General features: G+C 68.9%; 19 protein-coding genes. 8 read left to right on the forward strand and 11 right to left on the reverse strand.

Annotated features, from left to right (window positions below):
* Positions 1-21: 21 nt before the first annotated feature.
* Positions 22-1,104 carry a 3-deoxy-7-phosphoheptulonate synthase gene (locus tag EV649_RS03485; RefSeq protein ID WP_130380417.1) on the reverse strand — a complete coding sequence of 361 codons (1,083 nt, stop codon included), beginning with the start codon at positions 1,102-1,104 and terminating at the stop codon, positions 22-24.
* Positions 1,105-1,309: 205 nt separating this feature from the next.
* On the opposite strand from EV649_RS03485, the gene EV649_RS03490 reads away from it, so the two are divergent.
* From EV649_RS03490 to EV649_RS03505, 4 genes are all read left to right on the forward strand, one after another.
* The gene (locus tag EV649_RS03490) at positions 1,310-1,825 is read left to right on the forward strand and encodes a GNAT family N-acetyltransferase (RefSeq protein WP_130380419.1); all 516 of its coding nucleotides are present in this window, start codon (positions 1,310-1,312) and stop codon (positions 1,823-1,825) included.
* A 64-nt stretch (positions 1,826-1,889) separates the two neighbouring features.
* Positions 1,890-2,246 carry a hypothetical protein gene (locus tag EV649_RS03495; RefSeq protein ID WP_347233114.1) on the forward strand — a complete coding sequence of 119 codons (357 nt, stop codon included), beginning with the start codon at positions 1,890-1,892 and terminating at the stop codon, positions 2,244-2,246.
* Positions 2,247-2,290: 44 nt separating this feature from the next.
* On the forward strand, positions 2,291-2,839 hold the full coding sequence (locus EV649_RS03500; RefSeq protein WP_130380421.1) for a histidine phosphatase family protein: 549 nt from the start codon (positions 2,291-2,293) through the stop codon (positions 2,837-2,839).
* A 228-nt stretch (positions 2,840-3,067) separates the two neighbouring features.
* Positions 3,068-3,361 (forward strand): WhiB family transcriptional regulator, encoded by a 294-nt coding sequence (locus EV649_RS03505; protein ID WP_130380423.1) that lies wholly within the window; start codon positions 3,068-3,070, stop codon positions 3,359-3,361.
* A gap of 44 nt (positions 3,362-3,405) precedes the next feature.
* On the opposite strand, the gene EV649_RS03510 is transcribed toward EV649_RS03505, so the two are convergent.
* Genes EV649_RS03510 through EV649_RS03530 form a run of 5 tightly spaced genes read right to left on the reverse strand, consistent with a single transcriptional unit; the run spans position 3,406 to position 7,518 of the window.
* The gene (locus tag EV649_RS03510) at positions 3,406-3,819 is read right to left on the reverse strand and encodes a PLD nuclease N-terminal domain-containing protein (RefSeq protein ID WP_130380425.1); all 414 of its coding nucleotides are present in this window, start codon (positions 3,817-3,819) and stop codon (positions 3,406-3,408) included.
* A gap of 35 nt (positions 3,820-3,854) precedes the next feature.
* Complete coding sequence (locus tag EV649_RS03515) at positions 3,855-4,727, reverse strand: ABC transporter permease (protein ID WP_130380427.1); 873 nt, start codon at positions 4,725-4,727, stop codon at positions 3,855-3,857.
* The gene (locus EV649_RS03520) at positions 4,717-5,487 is read right to left on the reverse strand and encodes an ABC transporter ATP-binding protein (RefSeq protein WP_130380429.1); all 771 of its coding nucleotides are present in this window, start codon (positions 5,485-5,487) and stop codon (positions 4,717-4,719) included. Before EV649_RS03520 ends, EV649_RS03515 begins: the two co-directional genes overlap by 11 nt.
* A gap of 22 nt (positions 5,488-5,509) precedes the next feature.
* Positions 5,510-6,577 (reverse strand): ABC transporter substrate-binding protein, encoded by a 1,068-nt coding sequence (locus tag EV649_RS03525; RefSeq protein WP_130380431.1) that lies wholly within the window; start codon positions 6,575-6,577, stop codon positions 5,510-5,512.
* 32 nt (positions 6,578-6,609) lie between these two features.
* Positions 6,610-7,518 (reverse strand): sulfite exporter TauE/SafE family protein, encoded by a 909-nt coding sequence (locus EV649_RS03530; RefSeq protein WP_130380433.1) that lies wholly within the window; start codon positions 7,516-7,518, stop codon positions 6,610-6,612.
* Positions 7,519-7,811: 293 nt separating this feature from the next.
* On the opposite strand from EV649_RS03530, the gene EV649_RS03535 reads away from it, so the two are divergent.
* Positions 7,812-10,394, forward strand: a complete 2,583-nt coding sequence (locus tag EV649_RS03535; RefSeq protein ID WP_241997688.1) for a family 78 glycoside hydrolase catalytic domain — start codon at positions 7,812-7,814, stop codon at positions 10,392-10,394.
* Here the strand turns inward: EV649_RS03535 and trmB are convergent.
* Genes trmB through EV649_RS03555 form a run of 4 tightly spaced genes read right to left on the reverse strand, consistent with a single transcriptional unit; the run spans position 10,391 to position 14,896 of the window.
* Complete coding sequence (gene trmB / locus EV649_RS03540) at positions 10,391-11,086, reverse strand: tRNA (guanosine(46)-N7)-methyltransferase TrmB (RefSeq protein ID WP_130380437.1); 696 nt, start codon at positions 11,084-11,086, stop codon at positions 10,391-10,393. The genes EV649_RS03535 and trmB overlap by 4 nt on opposite strands.
* A 32-nt stretch (positions 11,087-11,118) precedes the next feature.
* Positions 11,119-11,565: an SRPBCC family protein gene (locus EV649_RS41430; protein ID WP_130380439.1), complete on the reverse strand. Its 447-nt coding sequence runs from the start codon at positions 11,563-11,565 to the stop codon at positions 11,119-11,121.
* The gene (locus tag EV649_RS41435) at positions 11,562-11,873 is read right to left on the reverse strand and encodes a helix-turn-helix domain-containing protein (RefSeq protein ID WP_130380441.1); all 312 of its coding nucleotides are present in this window, start codon (positions 11,871-11,873) and stop codon (positions 11,562-11,564) included. The genes EV649_RS41430 and EV649_RS41435 overlap by 4 nt, the downstream gene beginning before the upstream one ends.
* A 38-nt stretch (positions 11,874-11,911) precedes the next feature.
* Positions 11,912-14,896 (reverse strand): bifunctional [glutamine synthetase] adenylyltransferase/[glutamine synthetase]-adenylyl-L-tyrosine phosphorylase, encoded by a 2,985-nt coding sequence (locus EV649_RS03555; protein WP_130380443.1) that lies wholly within the window; start codon positions 14,894-14,896, stop codon positions 11,912-11,914.
* Between the two features lie 173 nt (positions 14,897-15,069).
* On the opposite strand from EV649_RS03555, the gene EV649_RS03560 reads away from it, so the two are divergent.
* From EV649_RS03560 to EV649_RS03570, 3 genes are all read left to right on the forward strand, one after another.
* On the forward strand, positions 15,070-15,564 hold the full coding sequence (locus tag EV649_RS03560) for a hypothetical protein (protein WP_130380445.1): 495 nt from the start codon (positions 15,070-15,072) through the stop codon (positions 15,562-15,564).
* 91 nt (positions 15,565-15,655) lie between these two features.
* The gene (locus tag EV649_RS03565; RefSeq protein ID WP_130380447.1) at positions 15,656-16,153 is read left to right on the forward strand and encodes a SigE family RNA polymerase sigma factor; all 498 of its coding nucleotides are present in this window, start codon (positions 15,656-15,658) and stop codon (positions 16,151-16,153) included.
* Positions 16,150-16,698: a hypothetical protein gene (locus EV649_RS03570; protein WP_130380449.1), complete on the forward strand. Its 549-nt coding sequence runs from the start codon at positions 16,150-16,152 to the stop codon at positions 16,696-16,698. Before EV649_RS03565 ends, EV649_RS03570 begins: the two co-directional genes overlap by 4 nt.
* Positions 16,699-16,710: 12 nt before the next feature.
* Here the strand turns inward: EV649_RS03570 and glnA are convergent, their stop codons facing one another.
* Positions 16,711-18,051 (reverse strand): type I glutamate--ammonia ligase, encoded by a 1,341-nt coding sequence (glnA, locus tag EV649_RS03575; RefSeq protein ID WP_130380451.1) that lies wholly within the window; start codon positions 18,049-18,051, stop codon positions 16,711-16,713.
* Positions 18,052-18,149: the final 98 nt, after the last annotated feature.

The following is an 18,149-nucleotide window of genomic DNA, read 5'->3' on the forward strand; positions in this document are numbered from 1 at the left end:
GCGAGACCTCGAGGTGAACAGCTATCCGCGCCGGGCCACCACCGCGTCGCGGAGCTTCTCTAGGACTGCCTCGGTCGTTTCCCAGCTCATGCAGGCGTCGGTGATCGACTGGCCGTAGACCAGCTCCCGGGTCGGGTCGAGGTCCTGGCGACCCTCCTGCAGGAACGACTCCAGCATCACGCCGACGATCGCCTGGTTGCCGGCCGCGACCTGCGCGCCGATCTCCTCGGCCACGACCGGCTGCCGGCGGTGGTCCTTGCGGCTGTTGCCATGGCTGGCGTCGATGACGACCCGCTCGGCCAGGCCGGCCTTGCGCAGCAGCTCCTGCGCGCCAGCAACGGACTCGGCGTCGTAGTTCGGGCCGCTGTCCGAGCCACGAAGTACCAGATGGCAGTCCGGGTTGCCGCGGGTGTGCAGGATCGCGGGCGCACCATCGTGATCGATGCCGGTGAAGACATGCGGTACGGCGGCCGCCTTGATCGCGTCGACGGCCGTGGCGATCGATCCGTCCGGACGGTTCTTCATCCCGATCGGCATCGACAGGCCCGACGACAGCTGCCGGTGGACCTGGCTCTCCACGGTCCGGGCACCGATCGCACCCCAGCCGACGGTGTCCGCGATGTACTGCGGGGTGATCGGGTCGAGGAACTCGCAGCCGACCGGAAGCCCGAGCTCGCTGACCTGCACGAGCAGCTGACGGGCGATCCGCAGACCGCGGTTCACGTCACCGGAGCCGTCGAGGCCCGGGTCGTTGATCAGGCCCTTCCAGCCGAGGGTCGAGCGCGGCTTCTCGAAGTACACCCGCATCACGACGAGGAGCCCGTCGGACAGCCGCTCGGCGACCGGGCGGAGTCGTTCGGCGTACTCGAGGGCCGCGTCGGCGTCGTGGACCGAGCACGGGCCGACGACGACCAGCAGACGGTCGTCGACGCCGTTCAGTACGTCGGCCACCGCCTGGCGGCCGTCCGCCACGGTTCGGGCGACGTCGTCGCTGAGCGGGAACTCGTCGTGCAGGGCGAGCGGGGTGACCAGCGGGACTGTCTTCTCGATACGTCGGTCGACGACTCGGGACTGCTGTTCGCTCGGTTTCGGGAGGGTGTTCATTGTGGGGACCTTTCCGCCGGTCCGCATGCGTGCGACGCAGTCAGCCGGCTGGGAACGAGAAAAGGCAAGGACGGTTGTCCTTGCCTTCGTGCCGGCTCTGGTGTCTGCGGGTGGGCGTCAGCAATCGGCTGAGTCGCCCGGCACCAGGGCCGGCCACTCAAAAAATCGCCAATAGCTGCGCTTCACGTGCACGACAATATCACCCATGAACATCCGTACCGCCCAGCGAGACGAGCTCCCCGCACTCCAGGAGCTCGAGGTTGCTGCCGGCGTGCTCTTTCGCAACATCGGTATGACGGACGTCGCGGAGCATCCGCCGCCCGCCTTGGAGATCTTCGAGCAGTCCTGGGAGGCCGGGCAGCTGTGGGTGTCGGTCGACGACGCGGACAAGCCGACCGGCTTCGTCTTCGTGAAGCTCGTCGACGGCGGCGTACACATCGAGCAGGTCAGCGTGCACCCGGATCATCAGGGACACGGGATCGGCCGGCAGCTGATCGAGTACATCGGTACGTGGGCCGCCGAGCAAGGGTTTCCGGTGCTGACGCTGAGCACGTTCCGGAGCGTGCCGTGGAACGCGCCGTACTACGCGCGGCTCGGGTTCACGGAGCTGCCGGCCGCGGAACTCACGCCCGGGCTGACGGAGATCCTGGCCGTCGAGACGGCATTCGGACTCGACCCCGCGGAGCGCATTTTCATGCGTCGGCCGGTTGCTCGCGAGTAACCACCTGATGGGTGGCTTCGTTGATCGCTGCAAGACCGGATCGAGACATCGGGGAGTGCAGCAGGTGGTGAGGCCGCGAACCTTCGAGTTGGTTCGGTACCGAGATCCCAGTGGCGTGTCCGGGACCGGCGTGGTGGCGGAAGGGTGTGAGTTCACCGACGGCTCGGTGGCCCTGCGCTGGCGCGGCGACAACCCGGCGACGGCCGTCTGGCCGAACGTCGACGCGATCCTGGCCGTGCACGGCCACCAGGGCGCGACCGAGATCCGCTGGATCGACGCGCAGACCTCGCCGGCGGCTCCACGGGCCGGCCTCGACAACCTGTTCGACGAGCCGCACCAGGTGCGGCCGCCGACGTCCTTGACCGACTCGCCGCCGCCCGGCCACACCCGTGGATGGGCGGGGGCCAGACATCTCAGGTAGAACATGCCCGTGACGCAGATCCACTCCCGGCCACGCCCATGCCCGTGACGCAGATCTACCTCGTCCGGCACGGTGAGCCGGACTACGAGCCGATCGACTCCCGCGGCTGGCCAGGAATGGCGGCCGACTCCGCGCCACTCACCGCCCTCGGGACGAAACAGGCCGAGGAGCTCGCGGACCTGCTCGGCGGCATCCGCGCGACGTACCTGGTCAGCTCCCCGTTCACCCGGGCTCTGCACAGCGCCGCGATCGTCGGCCATCGGCTCGCACTCGGCGTCAAGGTCGACTACGACCTGCGCGACTGGTTGCCGGACCACACCGGTCGGTGGCGCAGCGCCGCCGACGTCCGCGCGGCGCAGGCCGAGTTCGAGACGTACGACGGCGAATGGCCGGACGGCATCCAGCGACCCTGGGAGCCGCTGTCCCGGGTCCGCGAACGCGCCCGCGCCGCCCTCGCCCGGCACACCGCCAGCACCGACGGACCGGTCCTGGCGATCACGCACGCGACAGTGATCCGGGCCCTGACCGGCGAACGGAACACACCCCATGGAGCCCACGAGTACTACCGATTCGACCCGGAGATCGGTGCCTGAGGCATCTGCACGTGCAGACGAACTTGCACCGTTAAAGTGACTCATGTCACATCAGGTGATGACGTGAACACACCTGCCGCCTGAAATCCGCCGATCACCGGCCGCGACGGCACGCGGCGATAACGAATGGCCCGAACTTCGAGACAACAAGGGTTGAACTCGCTCTGAGATGAGCATAGTTTTCACCGAGCGCCCGTCCGCGCTTACGGTGAGTCATAGGAGGTTGCCATGTCGAGAGGGATGCCTCGTCTGCCCCGCCCGCTCATGGATCTGTGGGACTGGCAGTCGCAAGCCGCATGCCGGGACGTCAACCCGGAACTCTTCTTCTCACCCGAATCGGAGCGTGGCGTTCGCAAACGCGCCCGCGAGATGGTGGCCAAGTCGCTGTGCGGCACCTGCCCGGTCCAGCCCGAATGCCGCCAGCACGCCCTCGCCGTCGGCGAGCCGTACGGCGTCTGGGGCGGCACCACGGAGTCCGAGCGCGACAACACCCTCCTGCCCGAGCACCGGAAGTCCGCCTAGCTGCTCGCAGCCGGCGAACCGCGTCGTAAGGCCTGTGTGAAAACTCAGGCCTTACCGTCGTCGGTCTCGGACGGGGAGTCCTCGGATCCCTTCGGTTCCTTCGGTTCCTTCGGTTGCTTCGGCTCGTCCGCCGGGTCCTCGGGCTCGGGCGGCTTCACGGTCGTGCGCGGGTCCCGGTAGCGGTCCAGTGACTTGAGGAAGTCCGGATCGTCATCCGGCGCCGTCGGCCGCGCAGGCGGCTTCGACGGTTCCCGCCGTACGACGCTCTCCTGACGATTGGCGTGCGCCCGCGACATCAGCAGCCAGACGATCGGCCCCGCGAACGGGACGAACACGATCAGGACGATCCACAGCAGCTTCGGCAGATGCGGCACGTCTTCGTCGGGTGTCTGGATGCACGAGAACAGCGCGTAGACAGTGAGCACCAGGCTGATCAGGAACGGCAGAAATCGGACCACGTTCCAACAGTACGGCTAGTTCGGGCACAGGTTGGTCAGTGAGCGGACGAGGTGAGTCCCCGGGCGCGGAGCACCGAGTTCTCCAGCGGCCGGAACACCAGCAGTTCGATGCCGACGCCGACCACGAAGATCAGCACGATCCCGGCGAACACCATCGAGATGTCCGACAGCGACATGCCGTTGTGCAGGAACTGCCCGAGGCCCTCGCCGAGCTCCGGCGAGGTCGCGATCAGCTCAGCCGCCATCAGCGACCGCCACGAGAACGCCCAGCCCTGCTTGAGACCGCCGAGGAACCCGGGCAGCGCGGCCGGCAGCAGGATGTACCGGATCCCGCCGAAGCGGCCCGCCCCGAGCGCCTTGCCGACCCGCGGCAGGATCGGCGGCACCTGGTCGAGACCGGACACCAGCCCGTTCGCGATCGACGGCACCGCGCCGAGCAGCACCACCCAGTAGATCGCGCGGTCGTTCAGCCCGAACCACAGGATCGCCGCCGGCACCCACGCCACCGAGGGCAGGCTCTGCAGCCCCGAGACGAGCGGCCCGATCCCCCGCCGTACGACGCGGATGTTCGCGATCGCCAGCCCCAGCGGTACGGCGATCAGCAGCGAGATCGCGAACCCGATGACGGCCCGGTGCACGGATACCCAGAACAGCTCGAGGATGTCGCCGCTCGTCACCAACTGCCAGATCTGACCCCAGACGGCCGCCGGCGAGGGCAGTTTGAACTCGGGCCAGAACGCTGCGGCCCACAACGCCTGCCAGATCGCCACCAGGACGACGATCGCTCCGACCGGCGGCAGTACTCGCGCGGCGATCCGCCGTACCCGCGATCCCTCGGGCGCGTTGACGGGCGTGTCGAGGGCGTCCAGGCCGGCCTCGACGGATCCTTCCTGGACATCAAGCGGCATGACTGCTGATCACCTTGCGCAGCGCGGTGTTGATCTCGTCAACTGCATCAGGAGCATCATCCACATCCCATTCCTGCACGACGCGCCCGGGACGCGACGACAGCAGTACGACGCGTTGCCCGAGCCGCACCGCTTCGCGGACGTCGTGCGTGACGAACAGGATCGCCGTACCGGTCGCACGCCAGATCCGCAGCAGCTCACCCTGGAGAACGTCGCGGGTGATCGCATCCAGCGCCGAGAACGGCTCGTCCATCAGCAGCAACGACGGCTTGCCCGCGTCGGCACTATCAGTGGTTGACGCCAGAGCCCGAGCGAGAGCGACCCGCTGCCGCATGCCACCGGACAGCTCGTGCGGCCGTTTGTCGCCGAGACCGGCGAGCCGCACCAACTCCAGCAGCTCCGCGGCCTTGGCCCGCCGTTGCGCCTTCGGTACGCCGGCCATCCGCAGCGGCAGCTCGACGTTCCCGGCCGCGGTCAGCCACGGCATCAGCGCGGCCTCCTGGAAGACGACGGCCGGGCGCGACGAGTTCAGCTCGATCCGGCCGCTCGTCGGCCGGTCCAGACCGGCGACCAGGTTGAGCAGTGTGGTCTTGCCGCACCCGGAGGCGCCGAGCAGGCAGACGAACTCGCCGGCACCGACCTCGAGGTCGACACCGTCCAGCGCGACGACCGCCTTCCGGCCGCTGCCGAACGCCTTCCCTACTTGGTGAAACCGCACCGGGGTGAGCTGGTCGGGCGGCGCGTCGACAATGGCGGTCATCGGGCTCTCCTCTACTTGACTACTACTTGGCGTCCAGGCCGGCGGCGTCGACTGCCGGCTTGCCTGCCTGGGTGAGGACCTCGTTCAGCGGTCCCAGGTCCGCGAAGCCGGCCACGTTCGGCGCCTGCTTCGCGATCCCCGCGGTGACCTGGTCCTTGGCCAGCTGCGGGAAGGTGGCGGCGATCGGGTCTGCGGTGATCTTGATGTGCTCCCACGCCCGGTCGATGACCGCAGGCTTCAGCGCCTTGCCGGTCGCCGCCTTGAGCTGGTCGTTCACCACGGTCTTCGCCTGTGCGGCATCCGACGTGCTGAAGTCGATCGCCGCGTTCAGGCCCTTCAGCAGCGCCGTCACCGTTGCCGGGTGCTCCTTCAGGAATTGGGTCCGGACGATCAGTACGGTCGTCGGGAACTGCCCGTTCGGCCACAGCGTCGCCTCGTCGAGCAGCACCTTCGCGCCCGCATCCAGGACCAGGCGGGACGACCAGGGCTCGGGCAGCCAGGCCGCGTCCACGTCGCCCTTCTTGAACGCGTCCAGCGTCTGCGCGTTCTCCAGGTTGGTCACCTTGACCTTGCCGGTCAGCTGGTTGTCGGCGAGCCACTTCTTCAGCGACACGTCCTGCGTGTTGCCGAGCTGCGGCGTGACGACGGTCTTGCCGACCAGGTCGGCCGGCTTGGTGATCGTCGGCTTGACGACGAGCTGCGCGCCGCCGGACGTGGCGCCGGCGATCAGCCGGACCGCCTCGCCGTTCGACTTCGCGTAGGCGTTGATCGCCGGGCCGGAGCCGATGAAGGAAGCGTCCAGCGAGCCGCCGAGCAGCGCGCCGACGGCCTCCGGGCCGGCGTTGAACTTCGTCGGCACCAGCTTCGTGCTGCCGAGCTCCTTGGTGAACAGGCCCTTGCCGAGACCGACCAGTGCGGCGGCGTGGGTGACGTTCGGGAAGTAGCCGAGCCGCAGCTCGGTGGCGGGACCCTTGTCGCTCGACGCGGCGGGCGACTCGTCGCTGTCGGCGCGCGAGCAGCCGGCGGCAGCAACGGTCAGGGCCAGGGCGGCAGCGAGCAGGCGGAACGGACGAGTGGCGGAGATGCTCACAAGAAGACCTTTGTCTTGGCGGAAGGTGAAGCTCAGGAAGCGGGCTCGAGCTCGGTTTCGTCGAGCAGTTGTTCGGCCTCGCGGACGGTACGGCGGGCCGCGGCGCGGACGCCGTACGTGACGATCGCGGCCCAGCCCAGGACGAGGGCCGTGTAGACGGCGTACCGCGGGCCGGTGGTGACGTCGAGGCCGTTCAGCACGGTGCGGGCGTTGGTCAGGATCAGCACCAGGCCGACCCCGACCCCGAGCCAACGAGTGGCCAGCCGGGACACCAGCCAGGCGGCGAGCGGGGCCGCGATCACGCCGCCGATCAGCAGCGCGGCGACGATGCCGAACGGCAGGTTCTTCCCGCCCAGCCCGAACAGGAACCCGATGCTGGCGGCGACCGAGACCAGGAACTCGGCAGCGTTCACCGAACCGACCGCCCGGCGCGGCGCCAGCTTGCCGCTGGACAGCAGCGCGGAGTTCGCGACCGGGCCCCAGCCGCCACCGCCGGTGGCGTCGATGAAGCCGGCCACCAGACCGAGCGGGCCGAGGAACCTCCCGGCCGGGCGGCCCTCGATCACCGCCCGGACCTTCCCGGTGCCGAACCGGACCAGGATGTACACGCCGAGCAGGAGCAGCAGGCCGGCGACCCACAGGGACGCCGATTCGGTCGAGAGGCTGGAGAGGAATGTCGCACCGGCGAACGCTCCGACCGCGCCGGGAGCCCCGATCAGCGCGACGACGCGCCAATCCACGTTGCCGAACCGCCAGTGCGACAGGCCGGAGGCAAGCGTCGTGCCGACCTCGGCCAGGTGGACCGAGGCGGACGCGACAGCCGGGGTGATCCCGGTGATCAGCAGGGCGGTACTGGCGGTGACGCCGTACGCCATGCCGAGGGTGCCGTCGACGAGCTGGGCGATCGAGCCGAGCAGCGCGATCAGGACGAGGCGACGCATGGATGTACTCCTACGGAACGGGGAGGAGACGGGCAGGAAGGTACGCCGTCGTTCAACAACCCGAGGAGTTCACGCGCAGCAGATCGACGTGCCGGCGCCGGGTGAGGGCGTCTCCGGGCGCGTTCGCGATGATCTGCATAGGACCATGAAAGCGGACAAAGTCGAGCAAGATGCTCAGGTTTCAGCATTTGGACCTACGAATCACGAATCGAGACGAACGATCAGATTCGATCATCGGCCAGATCTGGTCACACGGTTGAAAGCCACGGCGACCGCTGCCTACGGTCCTGTGCGTGCTGACTCCCCGCTCTTTGAAGACCGAGTACGCCGCCCAACCGCTCGGCGTCGAGGTCCCTCGGCCGCGCTTCAGCTGGATTGCCGTCGCCCCCGGGTACGGCGCGACGCAGACGGCGTACCAGATCCTGGTCGCCTCCGCGCCGGAGCTGCTCACGCCGGAGAGCGCCGACGTGTGGGACTCGGGCAAGGTCGAGTCGGCGCGGACCTTCGGGATCGAGTACGACGGTCCGACGGCGGCGCGGACGCGGTACCACTGGACTGTCAGGTTGTGGGACGACCAGGGCGGTGAGTGGGCTGCACCAGAATGGTTCGAAACCGGAGTGCTCGACGAGGGGTTCGGGGCCGCGCAGTGGATCGGTGGCGCGACCGACAGCGCACCGCTCCTCCGGCGCGCGTTCGCCGTGGACGGCACCGTCCGGCGCGCCCGGCTCTACGCGAGCGGTCTCGGGTACGCCGACCTGCGGCTCAACGGGCACGCGGTGAGTGACGCCGTACTCGATCCGGGCTTCACCGCCTACGACCGCACCGTTCTCTATGTCACGCACGACGTGACCGAGCTCCTGCAGGCCGGCGACAACGTGGTCGGCGCCGAACTCGGGCGTGGTTTCTTCGGACTGACCTCGGTGAACGTCTGGCGCTGGCACGACACCCCGTGGACCGCTGACCCGCGGCTGATCGCGCGACTGGTGGTCGAGTACGACGACGGCCGGGTGGACGAGGTGGTCACGGACGAGACGTGGCGGATCTCGGGCGGTCCGACGCTGTCGGACTCGCTCTACACCGGTGAGACGTACGACGCCCGGCGGGCGCTGCCCGGCTGGGACGCGGCTGGGTTCGACGACTCCTCCTGGTCCGCGGCATCGGCCGTCGAGGCGCCCAAGGGGAAGCTGACCGCGCAGGCCCACGAGCCGATCCGGGTGGTCGAGACCGTCGACCCGGTCGAGGTCACCGAGGTTCGGCTCGGCGTGTGGATCGTGGACTTCGGGCGGACCGTGGCGGGCTGGACGAGGCTGTCCACCACCGCGCCGGCCGGGACGACGATCAGCCTCACGCATGGCGAGACGGTTGCCGACGGCAACGTGGCGGCGTGGAACGTGCACGTCGACGGCGACCGGATCCAGCGCGACGAGTACATCGCGGCCGGCACCGGGGTGGAGACGTGGGAGCCGCGGTTCTCCTACAAGGGCTTCCGGTACGTGCAGATCGAGGGCGCGGCCGCCGATCTGCAACTGCGGGTGGTGAACTCGGACGTTCCGTCGGTGACCCGGTTCTCGTCGACGCAGGCGCCGTACGAGCAGTTCGAGCGGGCGATGCGGCGCACGATCCTGAGCAACCTGCACGGGATCCCGACGGATACGCCGTACTTCGAGAAGAACGGGTGGACCGGCGACGCGCAGGTCGGCGCGCCGACGATGCTCGCGACCCTCGATCTGGCGCGGTTCTTCACCAAGTGGCTCGGCGACATCCGGGACAGCCAGGCGGACTCCGGGCAGCTCCCGGTGATCGTGCCGACCAGCGGCTGGGGTTTCACCGACCTCTCCCCTGCGACCGAATGGCCGACTGTTTATCCGTTCCTGTTGCGCGAGATGTATCGCTGGTACGGCGACGAGCGGCTGCTCCGCGAGCACTGGGACTCGCTGACGCGCTACCTCGCGTGGGAGTTGGATCGGGTCGAGGACGGGTTGTCGGTGAGCGTGCTCGGCGACTGGCTGCCGCCCGGGTTCGGGGGCGGTCCGGCGCCGGAGGACCGGCGGCTGACGGGTACGGCGTACCTCTACCGGGCGCTCGTGGTCGCGGCGGAGATCGGCGAGGTGATTGGGCAGCCCAACGAGTACCGGAAGGCGGCGGACGGGCTCGCCGACGGGCTGAACCGGACGTTCCTGGATCGCGCCGAAGGCCGGTACCGGTCGGCCGACGACCCGGACTACCGGCAGACGTCGAACGCCGTACCGCTGGCGTTCGGAATCGTGCCGGACGAGTTCGTCGAGCAGGTCGCGGCCGGGTTGGCAGCCGACGTCGAGGCTCGTGGCTTCCACCTCAACACGGGCTGCCTGGGCGTCGGCGTACTGCTGCCGGTGCTGACCGCGCACGGGTACGGCGACGTGGCAACGAAGGTCGCGCTGCAGCGGAGCTATCCGAGCTGGGGCTACTGGTTCGACCTCGGCGCGGACACCATGTGGGAGAAGTGGGAGGACGATTCGCGGTCGCGCAACCACTACTTCCAGGGCACGGTCGTGCAGTGGATCTTCGAGAACGTCGCCGGGCTGCGCGTCGTCGACGCCGGCAGCGAGCGGATCGTCGTACGGCCGGATGCCCGCGACGAGGTGGACTCGGCGAGCATCCGCACCGAGACGATCCGCGGGCGCGTGGCGGTCTCATGGAAGAAGACGGCACGGGTCCTGTCGCTGGACGTCCAGGTGCCGGTCGGCACGACGGCTGAGGTTCATGTGCCGTCGGAGCGAGCAGCGGATGTCGACGCCGTACCGCAGGCGTTCGCCGGCTCAGCGACGTACGACGAGGGCTACACCATCTACACCGTCGGCGCCGGACTGTGGTCGTTCACGAGCCGGTCGGCTTAGAACTTGGTGTAGATCAGGTCGCGGACCTCGCGGCCCTCGGCTTGCGCGCGGGACTCGAACTTGGTGACCGGGCGCCACTCGGGCCGCGGGGCCCATCCGCCGTACTCGTTGTGCAATGAGGGTTCGGCTGCGCAGACCTCGAGCATGCGGTCGGCGTAGTCCGTCCAGTCCGTTGCCAGGTGCAACGTCCCGCCCGGCTGCAGGCGGTCGGCGATCAGGCCGACGAACGGCGCCGTGACGAGCCGGCGTTTGTGGTGCCGCTTCTTCGGCCACGGGTCCGGGAAGTAGATCCGTACGCCGGCCAGCGCGCCGGGGGCGACGTGATCACGCAGGAAGTCCAGCGCGTCGCCCTGCAGCAGGCGGACGTTGTCGAGGTCGTACTTCTCCACCCACAGCATCAGCTGACCGAGCCCGGCCGGGTAGACCTCCGCGGCCACGTGGTTGACCTCGGGCGCGGCGACGGCGAGCTGCGCGGTCGCCTCCCCCATCCCGGAGCCGATCTCCAGCACGGTCGGCGCCGTACGGCCGAACCAATCCACCAGATCCAGCTCACCGGTCGGCAGATCCTCCTGCGTCCGGCCGAGCTCCGGCCACCGTGTCTCCCAGACGCGCTTTTGCCCGACCGTCATCCGCACGCTGCGGCGGACGGTGCTGAAGACACCGACTTGCCGGACCTGATCTGTTGCTCCCACCAGGTGAATTCTAGGGGGTGTCAGACACCCCCTCAGGAGAAGGTGATCTCCAGGGTTCGGTTGGTCTCCAGGTAGGTCTTCAGGTTGGCGAGGATCGGGGCCCAGCCGTTCCGCCAGCCCTCGACGGTGTCCTCGGCGATCTCGTCGTGCACGACCTGCAGTTTCACCACGTTCTTGCCGGCCGGCTCGATGGTGAACGTCACCCGACCGGGGGCTTCGTCGGCGCGGGCCTCGAGGAACTCGTTCTTGAACGTGTACGCCAGCGTTTTCGGCTCGTCGTACAGCAGGACCTCGCCGGAATCGGTCAGGCTGTCGTCTGCGCTGTCGTAGAAGCGCACCGGCGAGCCGACCGTCCAGTCCGACTCGATCCGGCGACCGAACCAGTACAGCTGGGTGAACGCTCCCGACGTGAGCGCCTCCCACAGCTTCTCGGGGGTGGTCTCGATGTAGGTCACGTGGATCATTGCCGGCTTGCTCATCTTTCCTCCAAAGCTGCCTTGAGCGCGCTGAGCGCACGCAACTTGTCGCGTTCGTAGTTGCTCAGCCACCGTTCGGCGATCTCGTTGATCGGCACCGGGTTCAGGTAGTGGAGCTTGTGGCGTCCGCGCTTGACCGTGACCACGAGGTTCGCGTCCTCGAGGATCCGCAGATGCTTGGTCACGCCCTGCCGGGTCAGGTCCGGCAGCAACTCACACAACTCCTGCAGGCTCTGCCCGTTGCGCTCCCGCAGGGCGTCCAGCAGCTGCCGCCGGCCCTCGTCGGCCAACGCCTTGAACACCAGCTCCACACGTTCGACGATAGGCAACTAAAAGGTTGCCTGTCAACCTAGTCGTCCCAGAACAGACGGGCGACGGTGTTGTGGGCCCGGCGGGTGGTGCGGAGGTAGTCGTCGGAGAAGCGGCCGGATTCGCCAGGTGGGTAGCCGCAGATCTGGGCCACGGCCGCCAGGTCGCGCGGATCGCGCGGGAGCGAGTCGCCGGGGCGGGCGCGGACGAGCATGATCGCGTTCCGGATCCGGGTGGCCAGCACCCAAGCCGCTTGCAGCGTCTCAGCCTCGGTGGGGTCGACGAGGTTGGCCTCCACCCCGGCTCGGAGCGCGGTGAGCGTGCGCGTCGTACGGAGACTGGGAACGCGGTGCGCTTCGCGGAGTTGCAGGAGCTGAACGGTCCACTCGATGTCGGCCAGACCGCCGCGGCCGAGCTTGGTGTGCGTGCTCCGGTCGGCGCCGCGCGGCAACCGCTCGGCGTCGACGCGCGCCTTGATCCGGCGGATCTCCATCACGTCGCGTTCGCTCACACCGTTCACCGGGTAGCGCAGCGGGTCGATCAGTTCGCGGAACGACTGACACAGGTCTGCGTCGCCGCACAACGGGTCGGCGCGGAGCAACGCCTGCGCTTCCCACACGGCCGACCAGCGCGCGTAGTAGGAGGCGTACGACGCCAGCGTCCGTACCAACGGTCCTTGCCGGCCCTCCGGGCGCAGGTCCGCATCGATCGCGACGGCTGGATCGGCGCCGGGCAACGACAGCATCCGGCGCAGCTCGGTCGCCGCCTGGGTCGCGAAGTCCGTCGCCTTCTTCTCGTCTGCGCCCGGGAGCGGGTCGTGCACGAACATCACGTCCGCGTCGCTGCCGTACCCGAGCTCGTGACCACCGAACCGGCCCATCGCGACGATCGACATCCGGGTCGGTTCGGGCTCCCCCTTGGCGACCGCCTTGCGTGCGACTTCGAGCGCGGCCGTCAGTGTTCCGACGGAGATATCGGTCAGCCCGTCGCCGACGGTCTCGACGTCCAGCAGGCCGGACAGGTCCGCCGCGGCGGTCCGGAACAGTTCACGGCGTCGTACGGCGCGGATCGCCGCGACCGCGGCCTCCGGCGAATCCTGCCGCCGGGCCGCCGCGGACATCTCGGTGAGCAGAGCCTCCTGGGTGCGCGGCGTCAGCTCTCGCTCGTCGGCGAACATCGCGGTCGCTTCCGGGGCGCGCTGCAACAGGTCGACGGCGTACCGGCCGCTGGCCAGCAGGTGCGCCAGCCGCTCGGCTGACGCGCCCTCGTCGCGCAGTTGGCGCAGGTACCAGGGCGTCGAGCCGAGGGCGTCGGAGATCGTGCGGAACGCGAGCAGACCGGCGTCCGGATCGGGTGATTCGGCGAACCAGCCGAGCATCGCGGGCAGCAACGCCTTCTGGATCGACGAACGCCGCGAGACCCCTTCGGACAGTGCTTCGATGTGCCGCAGCGCCGACGCCGGATCGGCGTACCCGAGGGCTGTCAGCCGCTGCTTCGCCGCCTCGGGAGTCAGGCGTACTTCGTCGCCCGGGATCCGCGCGACCGCCGCGAGCAGCGGGCGGTAGAACAGCTTCTCGTGCAGGCGCCGTACCTCGAGCGCGTGCTTCTTCCACGCGGCGGTGAGATCGGTGACCGGGTTCTTCGTGAAGCCGAGCGAGCGACCGAGCCGTCGCAGGTCGGCCTCGTTGTCCGGGACCTGATGCGTACGGCGCAGGCGGAACAGCTGGATGCGGTGCTCCATCGACCGCAGGAAGCGGTACGCATCCGCGAGTACGGCGCCGTCCGTGCGGCCGACGTACCCGCTGCTCGTCAGGGATTCCAGCGCGACCAGCGTCGTACCGCTGCGGACCGAGTCGTCGCTGCGACCGTGCACGAGCTGCAGGAGCTGTACGGCGAACTCCACATCACGCAATCCACCGGGACCGAGCTTCAGCTGGCGATCGACGTCCGCTGCCGGGATGTGGTCGATGACGCGTCGGCGCATCGCCTGGACGTCGGAGACGAACCCTTCCCGGTCGGCGGCGGACCACGTGAGCCGACCGATCTTCTCGGAGTACTCACGACCGAGCTCGGCGTCGCCGGCGACCGGGCGGGCCTTGAGGAGGGCCTGGAACTCCCAGGTCTTCGCCCAGCGCTGGTAGTACGCGAAGTGGCTGTCGAGGGTGCGGACGAGCGGACCCGACTTGCCTTCCGGCCGGAGGGCCGCGTCGACCGGCCAGAGCGTGCCCTCGCCGGTGTGCGCCGAGCAGATCCGCATAGCGGCAGCGGCGAGCTGGGTCGCGGTCTTGATCGCCGGAAGCTCCGGTTCGCCGTCGAGCGGCTCGGCGACGAACAGTACGTCGACATCGCTGACGTAGTTGAGTTCCCGGCCACCACACTTGCCCATGGCAATGATCGCGAGCCGGCAGTCGGCGGCGGCGGGATGAGCGGCGAAGTATTGGTTGCGGGCGATGTGCAGTGCGGTCTCGAGCGCTCCCGCGGCGAGATCCGCGAGTACGGCGGCGACCTCGTCGACGAGCAGCCCCTCGGCGAGATCCCGGGCCGCGAGCCGGAGCAGCAGGCGGCGGTACTCGACCCGCAGCGCGTCGACCGGGTTCTCCGCGTCGACGGCGGACGCGAGCTTGGCCGCGACATCCTCCACCGACGGCCGCGCACCCGCGAGCGCGGGGTCGGCGAGGTCGTACCAGTGCCGTGGATGTACGCCGAGATGCCGCCCGAGCGCCTCGCTCGCGCCGAGCACGTACACGAGCCGGCGACGGAAGCCCTCGTCCATCTCGAGCGTGCGGGCGAACGCGGCGAGATCGTGCTTGTTCCGGTGCAGCGCCTCGGCCATCGCGCAGAGACTCTGCAGCGCGAGATCGGGATCAGCCGACTCCGAGAGCGTCGTGATCAGCTGCTCGGTGGCCAGCGGACTGTGCGAGTCCAGCGCGTCCAGGTCCTCGAGGATGCCGGCCGCCCGCCGCGGGTCCTCGAACCCCAGCCGAACCAGCCGCCCCTCCCAAGACCCCCTACGCCCGTCAGCCACCCCCGCAGGCTACCCAACCCACTCCGGCCAGACTTTGAGAACCCACCGACCACGTTCCGGCCGGCGAAATGGTCGGTGGCTTCTCAAAGTCTCGGCTGGATCGCGGATGGATTGCGGTGAATACACGGTGTCGTGTAGCGAACTCGCTCAGTAGTCGGGCATGATGACTGTCCATGGTCATGATGACGGGGACACTCGCCGTGCGCGGCACGGTGGTGTGGTTGACACCGCAGCAGGGCGGACGGGTCTCCGGCCCGCCGGAGCCGGACTACGACTACGACTACACGGCGACCGCGTACCTCCCGCCCCGCACCCCCGAGGACGGCCAGGCCGGGATCGCCCTGCGCCACTTCTCGCCGGGCGCCTGGCGGACGCCGGCCGACGCAATTCTCGTTCCTGCCAAGGGAAATCGGGCCCAGCAGGTGATCCCCGGCTGCATCGTGATCATCACCGAAGGCGTCCGCCCCGTCGGCCTTCTCACGGTCGAGGAAGTCAACGCGCTCGCCCCGGACGGTACGCCGGTGGTCACCACCGCCCCGTCATTCGAGGCGACTGTCGAGGCCACCCCGCTCTCCACCGAGCCGCCGTACCGGCACTCCACGGCAGCCGCGCGCTGGACCTCCAAGCACGCCTCCGATGACTCCCCCACCCAGCCCGCCGGAGTCTGAGCACAGGCCCGTCCGGGATTTGTGCTGACGGACCCCCAACGTCGCCGTCCGGTTGTTCGTCTATACCGGTAAGAGGACGGACGGTGGTGTGGTGGCTGACTGGGAGCATGCGTTCCGGGTGTTGCTGGCTACGCGCGGCGCTGCACTGCGCAGCTACGCCTATCTGTTGACCGGTGACCCGGCAACAGCCGGCGACCTGGTGCAGGAAGCGCTCACGCGGGTGTTCGGCCGCCGCCGGATCGGCGAGGACATCGATCAGCTCGAGGCGTACGTCCGGCGAGCGATGCTGAACCAGTACGTCGACGGCCGCCGGCGACTCGCGCGGTGGAACGCGACCCGCCATCTGCTGGTCGACGTGCCACACCACGACGACGACCAGGTTGCGGTGGCGGACGAGGTCCGCAGGGCGCTGGGCACCCTGTCGCCGAGGCAGCGGGCGTGCGTTGTTCTGCGCTACTACGAAGACCTGACCGTTGCCGAGGTCGCGGCCGAGCTCGGCTGTGCCGAGGGCACCGTGAAACGTCACCTGGCCGACGCCAGAGCCAAGCTCGCGACGCAGCTCGGCATCACCGAGGAGAGTGCCCGATGAACGACCTACGAGAACTGCTCCGGGCCACCGCCGCCGAAGGCAGCGAGGCCGTTGACCTCGCCGAGGACCTGGTGGCCGAGCGCATCCGGCATCGCCGGACCCGCAACAGGCGATTCGCGGTCGGGGGTACGGCGCTCGGCGCCGCCGCGGTGATCGCCGGGACCGCGTGGATCGTCCGGCCCGGCGACGGACAACCGCCGGCAGCAAGTGGGCCGGCCCCTCGAATCGTCAGGTCCGACTCGGACTACTCCAGTGGAATGGAGGCCCTGTTCCGAACCACCTTGACCGTCGACGCGAACGGGTGCGTCCAGGCCGGCCCGGACCATCCCGCGGTAACCCTCGTGTGGCCACGCGGGTACACCGTCCGCGGTGATGCGAAGTCCTTCGAGATCCTCGACCCAGCGAACAAGGTCGTCGCACGGTCGGGCGTACCCCTCGACATCGGCGGTGGCGGCGCCGACAGCTTCAAGGACACCTGGACGGGACGGGACTGCAGGAACGGCCGCGCGGTGTGGTTGGTCGGTCACGTCGGACCCAGGCGATAGGACGTCGGCGTACTACAGGACCGGGAGCAGCTTGTTCAGCTCGAACGGGGTGACCTGGCGGCGGTAGTCCTGCCATTCGGCGCGCTTGTTGCGGAGGAAGAAGTCGAAGACGTGCTCGCCGAGGGTCTCGGCGACCAGTTCGCTGTCCTCCATCGCGCTGATGGCTTCGGCGAGGCTGCCGGGCAGAGGCTTGATGCCGAGCGCCTTGCGTTCGCGCGGCGTCAGGGACCAGATGTCTTCCTCGACCTCGACGGGCAGCTCGTAGCCTTCCTCGATGCCCTTCAGACCGGCGGCGAGCATCAGCGCGAAGGCGAGGTACGGGTTCGCGGCCGAGTCGAGCGACCGGAACTCGACCCGCGAGGACTGTCCCTTGTGCGGCTTGTACATCGGCACCCGCACGAGCGCGGACCGGTTGTTGTGACCCCAGGAGACGAACGACGGCGCTTCGTCCCCGACCGCGAGGCGCTTATAGGAGTTCACCCACTGGTTCGTCACCGCGGTGATCTCGGCCGCGTGCTGCAGCAGGCCGGCGATGAACGCCCGCCCGGTCTTCGACAGCTGGTACTGCGCACCGCCCTCGAAGAACGCGTTGCGATCCCCCTCGAACAGCGACATGTGGGTGTGCATGCCTGACCCCGGCTGGTCCGACAACGGCTTCGGCATGAACGACGCGTAGATCCCCTGCGAGAGCGCAACCTCCTTCACCACGACGCGGAACGTCATGATGTTGTCGGCGGTCGACAGAGCGTCGGCGTACCGCAGGTCGATCTCCTGCTGCCCCGGGCCGCCCTCGTGGTGGCTGAACTCGACCGAGATCCCCATCGACTCGAGCATCGTGATCGCCTCGCGGCGGAAGTCGTTGCCGATGCCCTGCGGCGTGTGGTCGAAGTACCCGGACGAGTCGACCGGCTCCGGCGTCGTACCGGGGGCGCCGCTGAGCGACTTGAACAGGTAGAACTCGATCTCCGGATGCGTGTAGAACGTGAACCCGAGATCGGCCGCCTTCGACAGGGTGCGCTTCAGCACGTGCCGCGGGTCGGCGAACGACGCCGAGCCGTCGGGCATGTTGATGTCGCAGAACATCCGCGCGGTGCCCATCGTCTCGCCCCGCCAGGGCAGGATCTGGAACGTCGACGGGTCCGGTTTGGCCAGCATGTCGGCCTCGGTCACCCGGGCGAAGCCCTCGATCGCCGACCCGTCGAACCCGAGTCCTTCCGCGAACGCGCTCTCCAACTCCGCCGGCGCGACCGCGACCGACTTCAGGAACCCGAGCACGTCGGTGAACCAGAGCCGCACGAAACGTACGTCGCGCTCCTCCAGCGCGCGCAGTACGAACTCCTGCTGCTTGTCCATCAGTCCACCTCTCACCGGAACATCTCTCAGGGACATCTCTCAGGCACATCACGGGGTCTCTCACAGTGTGCCCCGCCCTTGTTAAGCAGACGTTACGT

Origin of the sequence: Kribbella sp. VKM Ac-2569, assembly GCF_004216905.1 — a bacterium.
Taxonomy (GTDB): domain Bacteria; phylum Actinomycetota; class Actinomycetes; order Propionibacteriales; family Kribbellaceae; genus Kribbella.